We start from the raw sequence: 12857 nt of genomic DNA on the forward strand, positions 1-12857 counted from the left end.
CGACCCCAGCGACTTTATGATACAACCGATTACATACGATTACACGATGCCTGTATTCCTCGAAGATCACGATACCGAAATCGACCTCCGGCCGGGAACCACGAAGTCAGACATCGTAGCGCATCTCTATCGAAACCCCGAATGGGGATATGCGCCACGAGAGATCGCGGAAGCGCTGGAGATCCCCCGCGGTACCGCCACGGCCACGCTCAAGCGTCTCTACGACGAGGGGTACCTCGGGAAGACCGACGACGGATACTACCACGCACTCGGCGAACGGGCCGATGTGCGACGGTACGTCTCCAGCCTCGATCAGGCCGATCGGATGTTCGGGCACCACCGTGACGCGACCGCCCAACCAGAGGCACCCCCGCGCCGGATCGGTGAGGATCGTACTGACGAGGAACTCGAAGCAGAGCTCGCGGAACTCGAAGACGACTGTGGTGTGAATGAGTAAGCTGTCGGCGGGAGACGTGTGTTGGGCACAGGATCCGACAGACGCCCACTCTCAGCGTCCGGTCGTCGTCCTGGCCCACGAGACGCACCCGTTCAGTGCCACTGATTGCACCGTGATGTGCATCGGAACGAGTGCCGGAAAGTACCACCAGACGACGCCGGAACTCACCGAAAAGCATCTGGATGGAATTTCGTTCAGTAGCACGTCGTACCTGATGCCCTGGGCGCTGTACACGATCCCACCGGCGACGATACTGAACGGCACGACGACGGGAGAGCTTACCCAGGAAGGCCGAACACTCCTCAAGAAGTCACTGATCTCGCTCGTTCCCTGAGAGAAGGAGCGGAGATCGACGCGACGGCACAATCTTACGACGTGACGATCTCGACTTCGTGGCCGTCGGCGTCCTTCGTGAACGCGTAGTTGTAGTCACAGGACTCGGGATCGCGGTAGTCCTCGGCCTCGCGGGTCAGCAGCGACTCCCAGGTCGCTTCGAGGTCGTCGGCGCGGGCGGCGATGTGGCCCCAGGCGTCGCCCAGCTCGTACGTGCGCCCGTCGTAGTTGTACGTGAGTTCGACGGTCATGGCCTCCTGGGCGGCGTCGGGGTCGGCCATGAAGTAGTTCGCGAAGGTGTCGGCCTCCCAGCGCCCGGCGGGCTCGAAGCCCAGCTTCCGGGCGTACCAGCCGATCGCGGCGTCGGCGTCCTCGACGCGGAGCATCGTGTGATCGAGGCTGTAGCGTGCGCCGTGGTCGCGTTCGACGATCTCGATCTCGTGGCCGTCGGGGTCTTTGACGAAGGCGTAGCCGGGGTTCTCCTCGGGCGGGCGATAGTCGTCGACGCCCTCGTCCATCAGTTCGTGGTAGGCCTCGGTCACGTCCTCGACGCGGACCGCGATGTGGCCCCAGGCGTCGCCCATATCGTACGTGCGCCCGTCGTGGTTGTATGTGAGTTCGAGCAGGGCACCGTCCTCGTGTACGTCCTCGGGACCGAGGAAGACGTTGGTGAACGTCTCGGCCTCCCAGCGACCCTTCTCCTCGTAACCGAGGTGTGTGGTGTACCAGTCGAGCGATTCGTCGAGATCTTCGACACGGATCATCGTGTGGTCGAGGGTCAGTCCCATGTGCGAACGAAGACGGTGCGAGCCGAAAAGCCTAGTGCCAGCCGTCACTCCGATGACAGCCCGACACCGGCGCGGACCGTCGCCCAGTCGAACCACCAGACGACGGCGACACACAGCACCGTCCCCAGCGGGATCGCGAAACGGCCGGGCTGGCGACCGAACCCGTGTGCGAGCGACAGCTGGGTCAGTCCGGCGAGCAAGAGCAGCCCGTCGGTCACGCGGCGGTCCTCGCGGCCCAGCACACGCCCGGCGAGCGCGCTGGCGACGGCACCGAGATAGAGGACGACACCGATTCCCCACGCCTGCAAGAAGGGCGGGAGCACTGTCGTCTGGCGGAAGTAGTAGGCGTCGATGGTGGTGATCGCGCCGGTGTTGGGGTCGACCAGCGCGAAGGGGAACACGAACGTGACGGTCCCGGCCACGGCTACGGACCACGGGAGAACTGCCAGCAGACAGATCGCGCCGAGGCGTCGATCCATCCGTCACTCCGTGAGGATCCGCAACACGTCTTCGTCTTCGAGTTCGTGGTCCTGGCCGACCTGTTGTTCCTCGTGCATGGCGCTGGGGCCACTCACGCGGGCGAAGCGGAAGCGCTCCTCGAAGTCGCCGCCGAGCTTCTCGCAGGCGTCCTCGACGGTCTGGCCCCGCCGGAGAATCAGCGGCTCGTCCTTGTCGATGCCCCGGCCGGGCTTGTCCATGTAGATCCGGATGAGTCCGAGTTCCTCCCAGATCCGCTCGCGGAGCGCATCCAGGCCGCGCTCTTCGACGGCGCTGATGAACACGGCGTCGTCGGGATCGATGTCGTAGTCGCGCAGTTGTGCGTCGACGGTCTCCTTGTAGTCGGGCTCGATGAGATCCGCCTTGTTGACGACGACGGCGGAGGGGACGTAGACGCGGTTGTCCATCACGCCGTCGATGAGCCGGTCGATGTCGACCTGCTCGCCGATCGTGACGTTCGCGTTCACGTGGCCGTGCTCGCGGAGGACGCCCTTGATCGTCTCCTCGTCGAGATCGAGGTCGACGCTGGCGTTGATCGAGAGGCCGTCCTTGGCCTTGCGCCGGATCGAGACCCGCGGTGGCTCCCGGTCGACGCGGACCTTGTTCTTGTACAGTTCCTCGCTGAGACGCTGGTACTGGTCGATCTCGAACACCGACAGGACGAACACGATCAGGTCCGCAGTCCGGACGACCGAGAGCACGGCCTGGCCGTCGCCCTTGCCGGCGGCCGCACCCTCGATCAGTCCGGGTACGTCCAGCATCTGAATGTTGGCCCCGCGGTACTGGAGCATCCCGGGGTTCACGTCGAGCGTCGTGAATTCGTAGGAGCCCGTCTCGCTCTCGGCGTTCGTGAGGGCGTTCAACAGCGTCGACTTCCCGACGCTCGGGAAGCCGACGAGCGCGACGGTGGCGTCGCCGTGTTTCTCGACGGCGTAGCCGCCGCCACCGCCCGAGGAGTCTTGCTGTTCGAGCTTCTCCTTTTTCTCCGCGAGCTTGGACTTGAGCCGGCCGATATGAGCCTCTGTGGACTTGTTGTAGGGCGTGCTGGCGATTTCCTCTTCGATCTCGCGGATCTCCTCTTCGAGCCCCATCAACAGTATATCCGCCCTCGGTTCCGAATAAGGCTTTCCTCATACTGTCGTGCGGTGTTCCCAGCCCAGGGGGTCGAGAAGCGAGACGCAGCGTTCCGGCCGGCAGTAGTGTCCCGACAAAACAGAGGAGCGCGGCTACCCGTCGTCGGTCTCCTCGGCGGTCGCGAGCTTGATCGCCACCTCGGGTTTCGTCCAGATGACGAACCCGTCGTCGCGGTCGACGACGCCCCGGATGTACTCTTCGTTGACCGGGGGCTCGTTGATCTCGGACTCCACGACGGGAGCGACCTGCCGGACTTCGTCGACGATCCAGCCGATCGCGCCCTGGTCGTCGAACGCTTCGGGGTCGAAGACGATCATCAGGGATTCCTGGCCCTCGGCGTCGATGTCGAGCAGCGCCTTCGGATCGAGGATCGTCGTGATCTGGCCCCGCAGGTCGACCACGCCCTCGATGTACTCGTCGGTGTTGGGCACGCGCGTGATCGTATCGCGCTTGACGATCTCCTCGACCAGCGAGATGTCGATGCAGTAGTGCTCGTCGCCGAGCGTAAACTCCAGGACGCGCGTCGACTCCTCGGTCGTCGTACTCTCCGACTCGACCGCCGACGGGGCGGTGTCCGTGCTCGCGGCGTCCTCGATCGACTCGTCGGCTTCCGCCAGCGCAGCGTCGATCTGTTCCTGGTCGGGGAGTTCGACGCCGCTGGCCTCCTGGACCGCGGCGGCAGTCTCTGCCGGCGTCGGTTCGCCCCCACCTGTCTGAGACGACTGGGCCTCTGTCCCGCCACCCGAGACACTGGCCGCCGCCTGTGCGGCCCGCTGTGCGATTGCCTCGGGGTCGGGTGACCCCTCGTCGGTCGTGTTCGATTCCTCCGGGTCGCTCGCCGAAGTGCCCTCGTTCATACTGTCGTCGCTCGTCTGTGTACCGTCCGTCCCCTCTGAGGCCCCGTCCGTTCGTGTTGGTTGCTGGACCGCCTCGTTCGGTGGGGTAGCGTGCGTTCGTTCGTTCGATTCGTCCGTCTCGACGGCCGTGTCGCTACTGTCCGTCGGTCGATCGTCGGCGTCCGTCTCCGACGGTGACGCCTCGCCGGTCGCTGCTGGGTCGTCGCCGGCTTCCGTCGCTGCGTCGTCTGCCTCGGTGGCCGACTCCTCGTCTGTCTCCGTGTCGCCGACTGCCTCGGACGCAGTGTCAGACTGCTCTGCGGTCGCTTCCGTCGCCTCTGTCTCGTCGTCTGCGTCCGCCACTTCCGGCTGGTCGTCCGTTGGCGCTTCTGACTCCTCGTCGGCTTCCGGCGCTGGCTCTTCGTCGGTCGCTGCATCGTCTGTGTCTACCTCCTCGGAATCGTCGGCGTCGTCGCCAGAGCGCTGGCCCTCTCGCATCCGGCGGATCCGTTTGGCGCGGTCCATGCGCTCGTCGTCGTCGCTCATGCCGGCACCTCCTCGTCCAGCAGGCCGAACTGTCTGTCCAGTTCCGTCGCGACGTCGAGAAAGACCGATTCCATGTCCACGGATTCCTCGTACTGGAAGATAGAACTGCCGGCTGTGAAGGCCCGCTGGAGCGCGACGCGCTTGCGGACCTCCCAGATCGGGAACTCCTCGAACACCTCGCCGAGCCACGACAGCATCGTCTCGTCCTCGTTGGTCTTCTCGACCCGGTTGGCGACCACGCCGAGCGTGTTGACCGTGATGCCGGTCTGGCCCTCCAGCGCGGCCATCTGGTCGATCAGGAGTTCGATGGCTCGTTCCGAGGAGGCCTCGGTCAGCGCCGGGACGAGAATGTTCTGCGACGCGTAGATACCGGTGTCTGTGAGTTTCCCGTAGAAGGGCGGCGAGTCGATGACGACGTAGTCGTAGTCGTCTTCGACCACGGCGAGTGCCTCGTCGAGTACGTCGAGTGCGTGCGCGCCCGAAACGGAGTCGGGCGTGACGTTCAACGAGAGGTCACTCAGCGTCTTGGGGTCGATGTCGATCGAGTCGTCGTGTTGGACCCGCGCCACGAGGTCGGCGATTGTCAGTTCGTGTTCGACCTGGAGCATGTCGATGTTGCTCGGGACCACGTCCATCTCGTCGTGGTCCACGATCAGATCCGCGATCGACGAGCGCTGATCGGCGCTCGTCAGCACGTCGAACAGCGTCGGTGGCTGGGCGTCGTAGCTCTCGACCAGTCCCAGCGCCTCCGTGGCGTTGCCCTGCGGGTCGAGGTCGACGAACAGCACGTCACGGCCGCGTTCGTTGAGCGCGCCGGCCACGTTGACGGCGACCGTCGTCTTCCCGGTGCCGCCTTTAGCGTTCGTCACACACAGGCGCGCTACAGTGGACCCAGATTGGCGACTCATCGTCGAAGTACCAGGATCTCGTCGCTAGCCGAATATAAAAATACGCTCCCGATTATCAACGACTGGACTGGGAGCCAGCGAGACCCCGCGAGAGAACGAGTCGTTCAGCGTGTCAGACGGTCGTCTGACTGTGTGCAAGATTTAACACGTTGTAGGGGAAACAGGGCAGTATCATGACCATCAATCCGCGCGACTACGACCTCGACGAGTTACGGAAGATGGCAAAGCAACAGCGGCCGAGCAACGGGATGGGCGACGAGGAGACGCTCGATCCGGCCGAACTGGGAATGGCGATGGACGAAGGCGGCGAGGCTCCCGCGGGCGATTCGTTCCGCGCCGGCCTCTACCGCGAACTGCTGCCCTTCCTCGGCTCGGACGGCACGGAGAAGCCGTATCTGGCGGCGTTGCCCGAGAACTACGCGGCCGAGTTCGTCGTCTTCGAGTGGCTGGAATTCCTCCTGATGCACTCGGGGTACCAGGGGGCCGAGGAGGCACTGGACTACTACGAGGACATCGACTGGATCACCGACGACGTCCAGTCGTCGCTGTCGGACTACCTCCGTGGCATCGACGAGTCGGGGACCAACGACGGTGCCAGCCTCGACGTGGACGACCACATGCTGAGTCTCGTCTACGTCGCGAAGCTCCACTCGATGGCGTAGACCGGTCGCGCGGACGGATGGTCGAGCGGCGCGCTTGCTGGCAGTTCGATTATCAGCTCTGTTAGTTCGGTCGGGGGATATATATCGGACGCGGCAAAACCACTGGCACATGAGTGACGACGCGGCAGACGACGCCTCGACGGGCGACCAGTCGGAGTCAGTCGACGAGGAATCACCGGCCGGCGACGCCGAGGCGGCAGTGCCCATCGGCGTGAAGCTCGGCAGTACCCGAACCGTCATCTCCGTCCCCGGAGCCCGTGGCACCGAGGACGAGATCATCAGGACCCTGACCTGTCTCGCGACCTACGAGGACGCGCTGACCGGCGAGGAGAAGGTCCTCTACGGCGAGGAAGCGGCCGCAGAGTACCCCGACCGCGTCCAGTTCATGCTCCGGTCGGGACTGCCAGAAGACGAGGACCGGGCCGAGCTGACCGAGACGTTCTTCCAGGCGTTGATCGACCAGAACGACCTCCCCGAGTACAGCGCCGTGGTCTACGCGATTCCGACGATCGACAACCCACGGGGCCTGGAGAACCTCAGCTCTGTCATCGAGGGCAGTTCGATCGGCAAGCGCCTCGTCGAGAGCTACCCCGAGTCCCTCTGTGGTGCGATCCCGGCCTTCGGCGACGATCTGGAAGCCATCGACGAGATCTTCCTGGCGGTCAACATGGGCTCGACGAACCTCGAAGCGTCGGCCTACCGACGCGGTGAACAGCTCGCGCCGTTCACGACCGGAGCCGTGACCGGCAACGAGGTCGACCGCATGATCGCGAACTACGTCGAGGAAGAGACCCAGGGGCGGGTCAACATCGACACCCAGACCGCCCGCGAGTACAAAGAGGAACACGCCGACTTCGTCGATTTCGAACCCTTCACGGACATCATCCAACAGCCCGGCGGAGGCTCTCACGAGTTCACGATCGAACGCTCCGTGATGGACGCCGTCGACGAGTACCTGGACGACGCGGTCGAGGAAGTCGCCAACACGTTCCTCCCGGAGCTGGCCAACGACTACATGAAAGTGTACCAGCTGGCCCTGGACCGGCCGGTCGTCCTCACTGGCGGCATGGCCTGTATCCCGGGGATCGTCGAGGAGTTCGAGCGCCGGCTCAGCGAGGAACTGAACCGCGAGATCGAGGCCATCGCCGCCGACCAGCCCGACATCGCCCCGACGATCGGTGCCCAGCGGATCGCAGAGCGCCTCGGCGAGAACGCCTAGGAGCCGCCCGCCAGCGTGTCGAACCACCGGACGATCGACGGAGAATCCGCCGGTCTCGACAGTGACAGCGTCTCGAACGCCGTCGGATCGATGCGAACTATCGGCGACTCTGTTTGACAGTCAGTGTCACGACGGTCGAACATTCGACTCGTTGTTGGGGAGAACTGCACCTAAAGCTCAGTCAGACGGTCGTCATTCGGAGAGCAGACGCCACTCGACGACGCCGCCACGGAAGCTTTAACTCACCGCAGAATCTATCATGAACTATAATGAACTGTCCGGCGTGTGGCGTCAGAATGAGCTACAACGACGAGACGACGAAGCTGACGGAGTTCGTCTGCCCGCGGTGTCACGAGACGATCATCGAGTACAAGTCTCGGGCGCGGGTGGCTCCGTAACCCGGTCCGACCGCCGGCTGTCCGTCTGAGGCCGGTCTCGTCACTTCGACAGTGTGAGTCACTTCGGGACTGACAGCCGGCACATCGGGGAGACGGGACGGTGCCACGGAGAGCGGGAGGTTTTTGATTGTGCTTGTCTTTGTTCGCTTATGACTGATACGGCAGTGCGTGTCGCGTCACTCCACGACGGCGGGCGGTCCGTGGAGCAGATCGCGGCCGACGAGTGGGCCGCGAGGGCGGGATTGGACCTGACGCCCGTCGCCGTGAGCGACCTCGTCGACGGCGACCGCTCGCTGGCGGCGTTCGACACCTGCTGGTGGCACGCCGACGAGCCCCCGGAACTGGGATCGACTGCCGACCTCGGCGGCGTCCTCCGAGCGTTCGTCCGCTCGGGCGGCGGGCTCGTCCTCTCGCTGGCGGCGCTGACTGCGGTAGACGACCTCGGGATCGATCCCGTCGTCCCCGACGCGGTCGGGCCGGATCCAGACGGTGGCCCGACCGGTCCGCTGATCAAGGCAGCCTACGACGACCACCCCCTGTTCGAGCCACTGACCACGCGCCGGCCGCTCACCAGAGGCGACACCGACGCGACGCTGGCGCGCTACGATTCGATCCTTCCGGAACGTGGCGAGGTACTGGCAAGCACTGTCAGCGCCGACCACGACGTGCCCGACCTCGTGACCGTCGTGGGCTGGTCGCTGGGTGAGGGCTCCGTCGTCGGCCTCGGTGACGGCCTCGTCTTCGCGGCCGAGGGCGGCGACCACGACCAGCGCGACAGGCTCGCCCGTGCGGTCCTGACGAACGCCGCCGACAGCGCGATCCCCGAACGACCACGGACGGGCGAGGAGATCGCCGCCCTGCGCGATCGCTTCGAGGACGACCCACACCGCCCGCAGTTTCACCTCTCGACGCCCGCCAACTGGCTCAACGACCCCAACGGCGTCGTCCAGTGGAACGGTCGCTACCACGTCTTCTACCAGTACAATCCCGGCGGCCCCTACCACGACACGATCCACTGGGGCCACGCGGTCAGCGACGATCTCCTCCACTGGGAGGACGAACCCGTGGCGCTCACCCCGTCGCCAGACGGTCCCGACCGCGACGGCTGCTGGTCTGGCTGTGCGGTCGACGACGACGGCACGGCGACGCTCGTGTACACGGGCGGGCGCGGCCGCGACCAGCTGCCCTGTCTCGCGACGACGGACGACCCCTCCCTGCGGCGCTGGGAGAAAGCGACGGACAATCCGATCATCGAAGCGCCCCCGACCGAACCGGACCTGCTCTCGACCGAGGAGTGGAACGGGGAGTTCCGCGATCACTGCGTCTGGCAGGACGGCGGGACCTGGTACCAGCTGATCGGGGCCGGACTGGCCGACGGCGGCGGCGTCGTCTTGCTGTACGAGTCCCCGGACCTCCGCGAGTGGGAGTACTGTGGCCCGATCCTCTCGGGGGACCGCGACACGCCACAGGAGACCGTCTGGGAGTGCCCGGAACTACTCGACCTCGGGGAGAAGCAGCTGTTGCACGTCTCGAACTACGAGGACGTGGTCTACTTCCTCGGCCGGTTCGACGGCACGACCTTCGAGCCGGAGCGGCGCGGGACGCTGGATCACGGCGACTACTACGCCCCACAGTCGCTACGGGCCGACGACGGCCGCCTGCTCACCTGGGGGTGGGTCCCCGAGGCGCGCGACGTGCGCGCCCAGTGGGACGCCGGCTGGTCGGGGACGATGTCGCTCCCGCGGGAGCTGTCCCTCGGCGACGACGGCCGCCTCCGACAGCGACCGGCCCGAGAACTGACGCGGCTCCGTGGCGACCGCGAGTCCCGGGAGAGCGTCACGCTCGACGACGGCGAGGCGATCCGACTGGACACCGACGGACGCTCGTTCGAACTCGCCACCCGCCTCTCGCTGGTCGACGCAGACGCCGTCGAGGTGACGCTGCTCGGGACGGCGGCAGAGAACGAGCGCACGACGCTGCGGTACACGAGAGACGACGTGCTCGAAGTCGATCGGAGTCGCGCCAGTACCGACCCGCGCGCGACGAGCGACAGTCAGCACGTGCCCGTCACACCGTACGACGAGCCCCTGGACCTGCGCGTGTTCGTCGACGGATCGGTCGTCGAACTGTTCGCCAACGAGCGCCACTGCCTGACGAGTCGCGTCTATCCGACCGGCGACGACGCGACCGGCGTCGGCCTCGCAGCCGTCGGCGGCCGCGCCCGACTGCCGACAGTCGACGCCTGGGACCTGGCGTCGATCTGGTAGCGCATCCGTTATTCATGCTCCGGCGTCGATCGGGACGGACTCAGAGAGGGATTTGCACGTAGCGTTTTACCTTCCACACCCACGCGCAGATCAGCCTCTAGCGGCGGTACGAGCCGCCGTCGTCGCTCTCGCCCGCGAAGTACTCGCGGTCCGTCGGCGGCAGGTCCTCGTCGGGCAGCGGGATCTGCCAGTGATCGAGCGTCCCGAGGATCTCCGTGTGAGTCCCTTCGACCCGGAGGCGCAGCGTCGGCGCGAGCGTCCCGCCGAAGCGTCGCATCTGCTCGGACTCGGGCAGGTCTGCGACCCGATCCATCGAGTCGGCGTCGAAGTCGTAGTAGTTGAAGAAGCTCTGGACCAGCACTTCCTCGCGGTGGGGAAAGGCCATCCACGAGTACGCCTGGAAGGGAGCGTTCGCGGGGTTGGTCACGACGAGTCCGGAGTCGTTGAGCGGGACGTAGTCGCCACGCAGCGAGTCGGCGACGAAGCCATACAGCGCGTCGTAGCCGTCGAGCCCCGGCGCGAAGGTGTGGTCGTGACTGGAGACGAAGAGGTAGTAGCGGCCGTCCCGGCGGACGACGTGGGGACGTTCGAGTTCCTGGTTGACACAGACCGAATCGAGGAGCGGGTCACACAGCTCCCAGGAGAGCGGGTCGCCCGTCGGCGAGCGGGCGAGGCCGACGCTGCCGTTGAACTCCTGGTGGGCGGCGTCGCCGCCGCAGGCGTCGCTGCCCTCGGGCACCGGCGTATTGGCCTCGAACAGGAGGTGCGTCTCGCCGGTCGCGGGGTCCTCGAAGAACCACGGATCTCGGAAGGTGTAGGTCATCCCGCGAGACTGGTCCTGGCGCTCGTAGCGGTCGCCGTCCGGGCGGAGCAGTTCGTGGTGGGTCCAGGGTCCCTCGATGGCAAAGTCGCCGTCGGTGCGCGGCGTTCCCCCGGACGCGCCGACGATGCGCTGGGTGTAGGTGAGTTCGTCGGCCCCGCGCTCCCCGGCCGCGGTGTAGAAGAGGTAGATGTCGCCGTCGTCGTACAGCCCGGAGCCGGCCCAGGTGCGCTGGCCCAGCGGCTCTTCGAAGACGACGCCGCCGGGCTGCCACGTCCGGCCGTCGGCCGAGTAGAAGTACCGGATCGTCGCCACGTCGTGGCGCTTGCCCGGCAACAGGTCGGCCGGCGCAGTCAGCGAGAACGCGACCCGGTAGCCGTCGACGGTGGCGACCGTGCCGTCGCGCTCGCGCAACAGCCAGGTGTCCCAGACGTGAACGTCGGGTGCCTGATCGGTCGCGGGCGGGTAGAAGATCGGTGCCGTCGTGTCGTCGGTTCGCTCGATACGACTCGCCTGTTCGCGCGACCACCCTGACCGCGCGCCGTGGCCCGGAACGGCGGTCCCAGCACTGTCCTTGCTCATACTGCACGTGTGGCCGACTGGCTGAAAAGAGTTACTACAGCCGTTGTATCTGATTCAGTCGACGTGTTCCTCGCTGGTCTCCGAGGGGTCGACGCCGTCGGGTCCGGTCAGCTCCAGTGGCCTGATCCAGATCGACCACATCGCGATCGCACCGAGCCCGTAGCCGATCGCCCAGACGACGCTTCCGAGGGTGTCCAGTCCGATCCCGGAGAGCGCGTAGTTCGCCAGTCCGGGAACGATCACGACCGTCGCGAACGCGAGGCCGAAGGCGATCTTGTTCCGATGACCGCTCGTGTCCGCTACCATACCCACACAAGGGACCCCGCGAGTAAATGCGTGCCGAACTCGTCGGCGAGGTCGTACTGCCGGCAGTGTCAGGCCCCGCTCAGTCGGTCGAACGCGTCCCACGAGGGATCGCCGTCGGGCGGGTGGACGCGCTCCCCGTCCCGGACGACCCCCTCACCGGCGACGACCTCGCCGACGGTCGCCGCCGGCGTCCCGCGGTCACGCAACGCCCCGACCACGTCGTCTGTGGCCTCCGGCTCGACGGTCAGCAGCAGCGTGCCCGCGCTCGTCACCAGCCACGGATCCACGTCGAGGGCGTCACACACCCGCTCGACGCCGGGCTGGACCGGCATCCGGTCGCTGTCGACGGTAAAGCGGACGCCCGCTCCGGTCGCCATCTCGGTCAGCCCCCCGACGACGCCCCCCTCGGTAGCGTCGTGCATCGCCGTGACACCACCGGCGGCGAAGGCCGTCCGCGCGTCGGCCACGGCCGCGATGTCGTCGACGCGCTCCTGTGCGATCGCGACGGTTTCGGCGTCGACGCCCAGCCGTTCGGGAAACAGCGTCGAGAGCAGGCCCGTCACCTCGGCCGCCGGACCGGTCGTCACGACGAGCTGGTCGCCGGGCGTCGCACCGTCGGGCCGGACGACGTCGTCGTGGTCGCCGACGCCAAGCACCGTCGCACCCCCGACCCACGAGCTGTCGATGCCGGGGTAGCGCGCGGTGTGGCCCGAGACGATGCTCACGCCCAGGCGCTCGGCGTGGTCGCTGATCGCCCGCCACACCGTCGCGAGGTCGTCGTCGCTCCAGGACGGCGGGAGCGTGAGACTCATCGCCAGGTGGGTCGGCGGGACACCGGAGACGGCCACGTCGGTCAGGACGATCTCCAGGGCGAAGCGGCCGGCGCGTTCGAGCCCGAGTTCCGGCAACAGCGAGACCGGATCGGTCGCGATCACGACCGCCTGCCCACCCACGTCGAGGACCCCAAAGTCGACGCCGTGGCGCGGCCCGACGGTCACGTCGGCCCGCGACGCGCCGAGGTTCGGATAGATCGTCTCGTCGAAGAACGAGGCGTCGATCTTGCCCAGATCTGTCATGGGGCGGCGTTGGTGGCGGGGAAGTAA

General features: G+C 66.4%; 13 protein-coding genes. 5 read left to right on the top strand and 8 right to left on the bottom strand.

What is annotated here, in order from left to right; translation table 11 throughout:
• Positions 1-46 precede the first annotated feature (46 nt).
• A complete protein-coding gene (locus ACAH01_RS11035; protein ID WP_372479208.1) occupies positions 47-457 on the top strand; it encodes a MarR family transcriptional regulator in 411 nt (136 codons plus the stop codon).
• On the top strand, positions 450-791 hold the full coding sequence (locus ACAH01_RS11040; RefSeq protein ID WP_170093963.1) for a hypothetical protein: 342 nt from the start codon (positions 450-452) through the stop codon (positions 789-791). Before ACAH01_RS11035 ends, ACAH01_RS11040 begins: the two co-directional genes overlap by 8 nt.
• A 34-nt stretch (positions 792-825) precedes the next feature.
• On the opposite strand, the gene ACAH01_RS11045 is transcribed toward ACAH01_RS11040, so the two are convergent.
• The 5 genes from ACAH01_RS11045 to ACAH01_RS11065 all read right to left on the bottom strand — a co-directional run bounded on the left by ACAH01_RS11045 (position 826) and on the right by ACAH01_RS11065 (position 5500).
• Entirely contained in the window at positions 826-1578 is a 753-nt protein-coding gene (locus ACAH01_RS11045; RefSeq protein WP_372479209.1) for a VOC family protein, read from the bottom strand.
• A gap of 44 nt (positions 1579-1622) precedes the next feature.
• Positions 1623-2057, bottom strand: a complete 435-nt coding sequence (locus ACAH01_RS11050; protein WP_372479210.1) for a TIGR04206 family protein — start codon at positions 2055-2057, stop codon at positions 1623-1625.
• A 3-nt stretch (positions 2058-2060) separates the two neighbouring features.
• Entirely contained in the window at positions 2061-3167 is a 1107-nt protein-coding gene (locus tag ACAH01_RS11055) for a GTP-binding protein (protein WP_170093960.1), read from the bottom strand.
• A 135-nt stretch (positions 3168-3302) separates the two neighbouring features.
• Positions 3303-4592 (bottom strand): chemotaxis protein CheW, encoded by a 1290-nt coding sequence (locus ACAH01_RS11060; protein WP_372479211.1) that lies wholly within the window; start codon positions 4590-4592, stop codon positions 3303-3305.
• A complete protein-coding gene (locus ACAH01_RS11065; protein WP_153553089.1) occupies positions 4589-5500 on the bottom strand; it encodes a ParA family protein in 912 nt (303 codons plus the stop codon). Before ACAH01_RS11065 ends, ACAH01_RS11060 begins: the two co-directional genes overlap by 4 nt.
• 173 nt (positions 5501-5673) lie before the next feature.
• Here ACAH01_RS11065 and ACAH01_RS11070 point away from each other — a divergent pair, with 173 nt between their 5' ends.
• The 3 genes from ACAH01_RS11070 to ACAH01_RS11080 all read left to right on the top strand — a co-directional run bounded on the left by ACAH01_RS11070 (position 5674) and on the right by ACAH01_RS11080 (position 10046).
• Positions 5674-6162 (top strand): FlaD/FlaE family flagellar protein, encoded by a 489-nt coding sequence (locus tag ACAH01_RS11070; protein ID WP_372479212.1) that lies wholly within the window; start codon positions 5674-5676, stop codon positions 6160-6162.
• Positions 6163-6271: 109 nt separating this feature from the next.
• On the top strand, positions 6272-7381 hold the full coding sequence (locus ACAH01_RS11075) for a hypothetical protein (protein ID WP_372479213.1): 1110 nt from the start codon (positions 6272-6274) through the stop codon (positions 7379-7381).
• A 547-nt stretch (positions 7382-7928) separates the two neighbouring features.
• Positions 7929-10046, top strand: a complete 2118-nt coding sequence (locus tag ACAH01_RS11080) for a GH32 C-terminal domain-containing protein (RefSeq protein WP_372479214.1) — start codon at positions 7929-7931, stop codon at positions 10044-10046.
• Positions 10047-10143: 97 nt separating this feature from the next.
• On the opposite strand, the gene ACAH01_RS11085 is transcribed toward ACAH01_RS11080, so the two are convergent.
• The 3 genes from ACAH01_RS11085 to ACAH01_RS11095 all read right to left on the bottom strand — a co-directional run bounded on the left by ACAH01_RS11085 (position 10144) and on the right by ACAH01_RS11095 (position 12830).
• Positions 10144-11448, bottom strand: a complete 1305-nt coding sequence (locus tag ACAH01_RS11085; protein WP_372479215.1) for a glycoside hydrolase family 68 protein — start codon at positions 11446-11448, stop codon at positions 10144-10146.
• 54 nt (positions 11449-11502) lie between these two features.
• Entirely contained in the window at positions 11503-11754 is a 252-nt protein-coding gene (locus ACAH01_RS11090) for a hypothetical protein (RefSeq protein WP_153553084.1), read from the bottom strand.
• A 68-nt stretch (positions 11755-11822) separates the two neighbouring features.
• Positions 11823-12830 (bottom strand): AIR synthase family protein, encoded by a 1008-nt coding sequence (locus ACAH01_RS11095; protein WP_372479216.1) that lies wholly within the window; start codon positions 12828-12830, stop codon positions 11823-11825.
• Positions 12831-12857 lie beyond the last annotated feature (27 nt).

Source organism: Halomicrobium sp. HM KBTZ05, from assembly GCF_041530035.1.
In the GTDB taxonomy this organism is placed as follows: Archaea; Halobacteriota; Halobacteria; order Halobacteriales; family Haloarculaceae; genus Halomicrobium.

What these genes read in the sequence shown, in the direction of transcription:
- ACAH01_RS11065 (WP_153553089.1), bottom strand. Translation starts at nt 5,500, where the DNA reads ATGAGTCGCCAATCTGGGTCCACTGTAGCGCGCCTGTGTGTGACGAAC.
- ACAH01_RS11085 (WP_372479215.1), bottom strand. Translation starts at nt 11,448, where the DNA reads ATGAGCAAGGACAGTGCTGGGACCGCCGTTCCGGGCCACGGCGCGCGG.
- ACAH01_RS11080 (WP_372479214.1), top strand. Translation starts at nt 7,929, where the DNA reads ATGACTGATACGGCAGTGCGTGTCGCGTCACTCCACGACGGCGGGCGG.
- ACAH01_RS11055 (WP_170093960.1), bottom strand. Translation starts at nt 3,167, where the DNA reads ATGGGGCTCGAAGAGGAGATCCGCGAGATCGAAGAGGAAATCGCCAGC.
- ACAH01_RS11040 (WP_170093963.1), top strand. Translation starts at nt 450, where the DNA reads ATGAGTAAGCTGTCGGCGGGAGACGTGTGTTGGGCACAGGATCCGACA.
- ACAH01_RS11095 (WP_372479216.1), bottom strand. Translation starts at nt 12,830, where the DNA reads ATGACAGATCTGGGCAAGATCGACGCCTCGTTCTTCGACGAGACGATC.
- ACAH01_RS11075 (WP_372479213.1), top strand. Translation starts at nt 6,272, where the DNA reads ATGAGTGACGACGCGGCAGACGACGCCTCGACGGGCGACCAGTCGGAG.
- ACAH01_RS11070 (WP_372479212.1), top strand. Translation starts at nt 5,674, where the DNA reads ATGACCATCAATCCGCGCGACTACGACCTCGACGAGTTACGGAAGATG.
- ACAH01_RS11050 (WP_372479210.1), bottom strand. Translation starts at nt 2,057, where the DNA reads ATGGATCGACGCCTCGGCGCGATCTGTCTGCTGGCAGTTCTCCCGTGG.
- ACAH01_RS11060 (WP_372479211.1), bottom strand. Translation starts at nt 4,592, where the DNA reads ATGAGCGACGACGACGAGCGCATGGACCGCGCCAAACGGATCCGCCGG.
- ACAH01_RS11045 (WP_372479209.1), bottom strand. Translation starts at nt 1,578, where the DNA reads ATGGGACTGACCCTCGACCACACGATGATCCGTGTCGAAGATCTCGAC.
- ACAH01_RS11090 (WP_153553084.1), bottom strand. Translation starts at nt 11,754, where the DNA reads ATGGTAGCGGACACGAGCGGTCATCGGAACAAGATCGCCTTCGGCCTC.
- ACAH01_RS11035 (WP_372479208.1), top strand. Translation starts at nt 47, where the DNA reads ATGCCTGTATTCCTCGAAGATCACGATACCGAAATCGACCTCCGGCCG.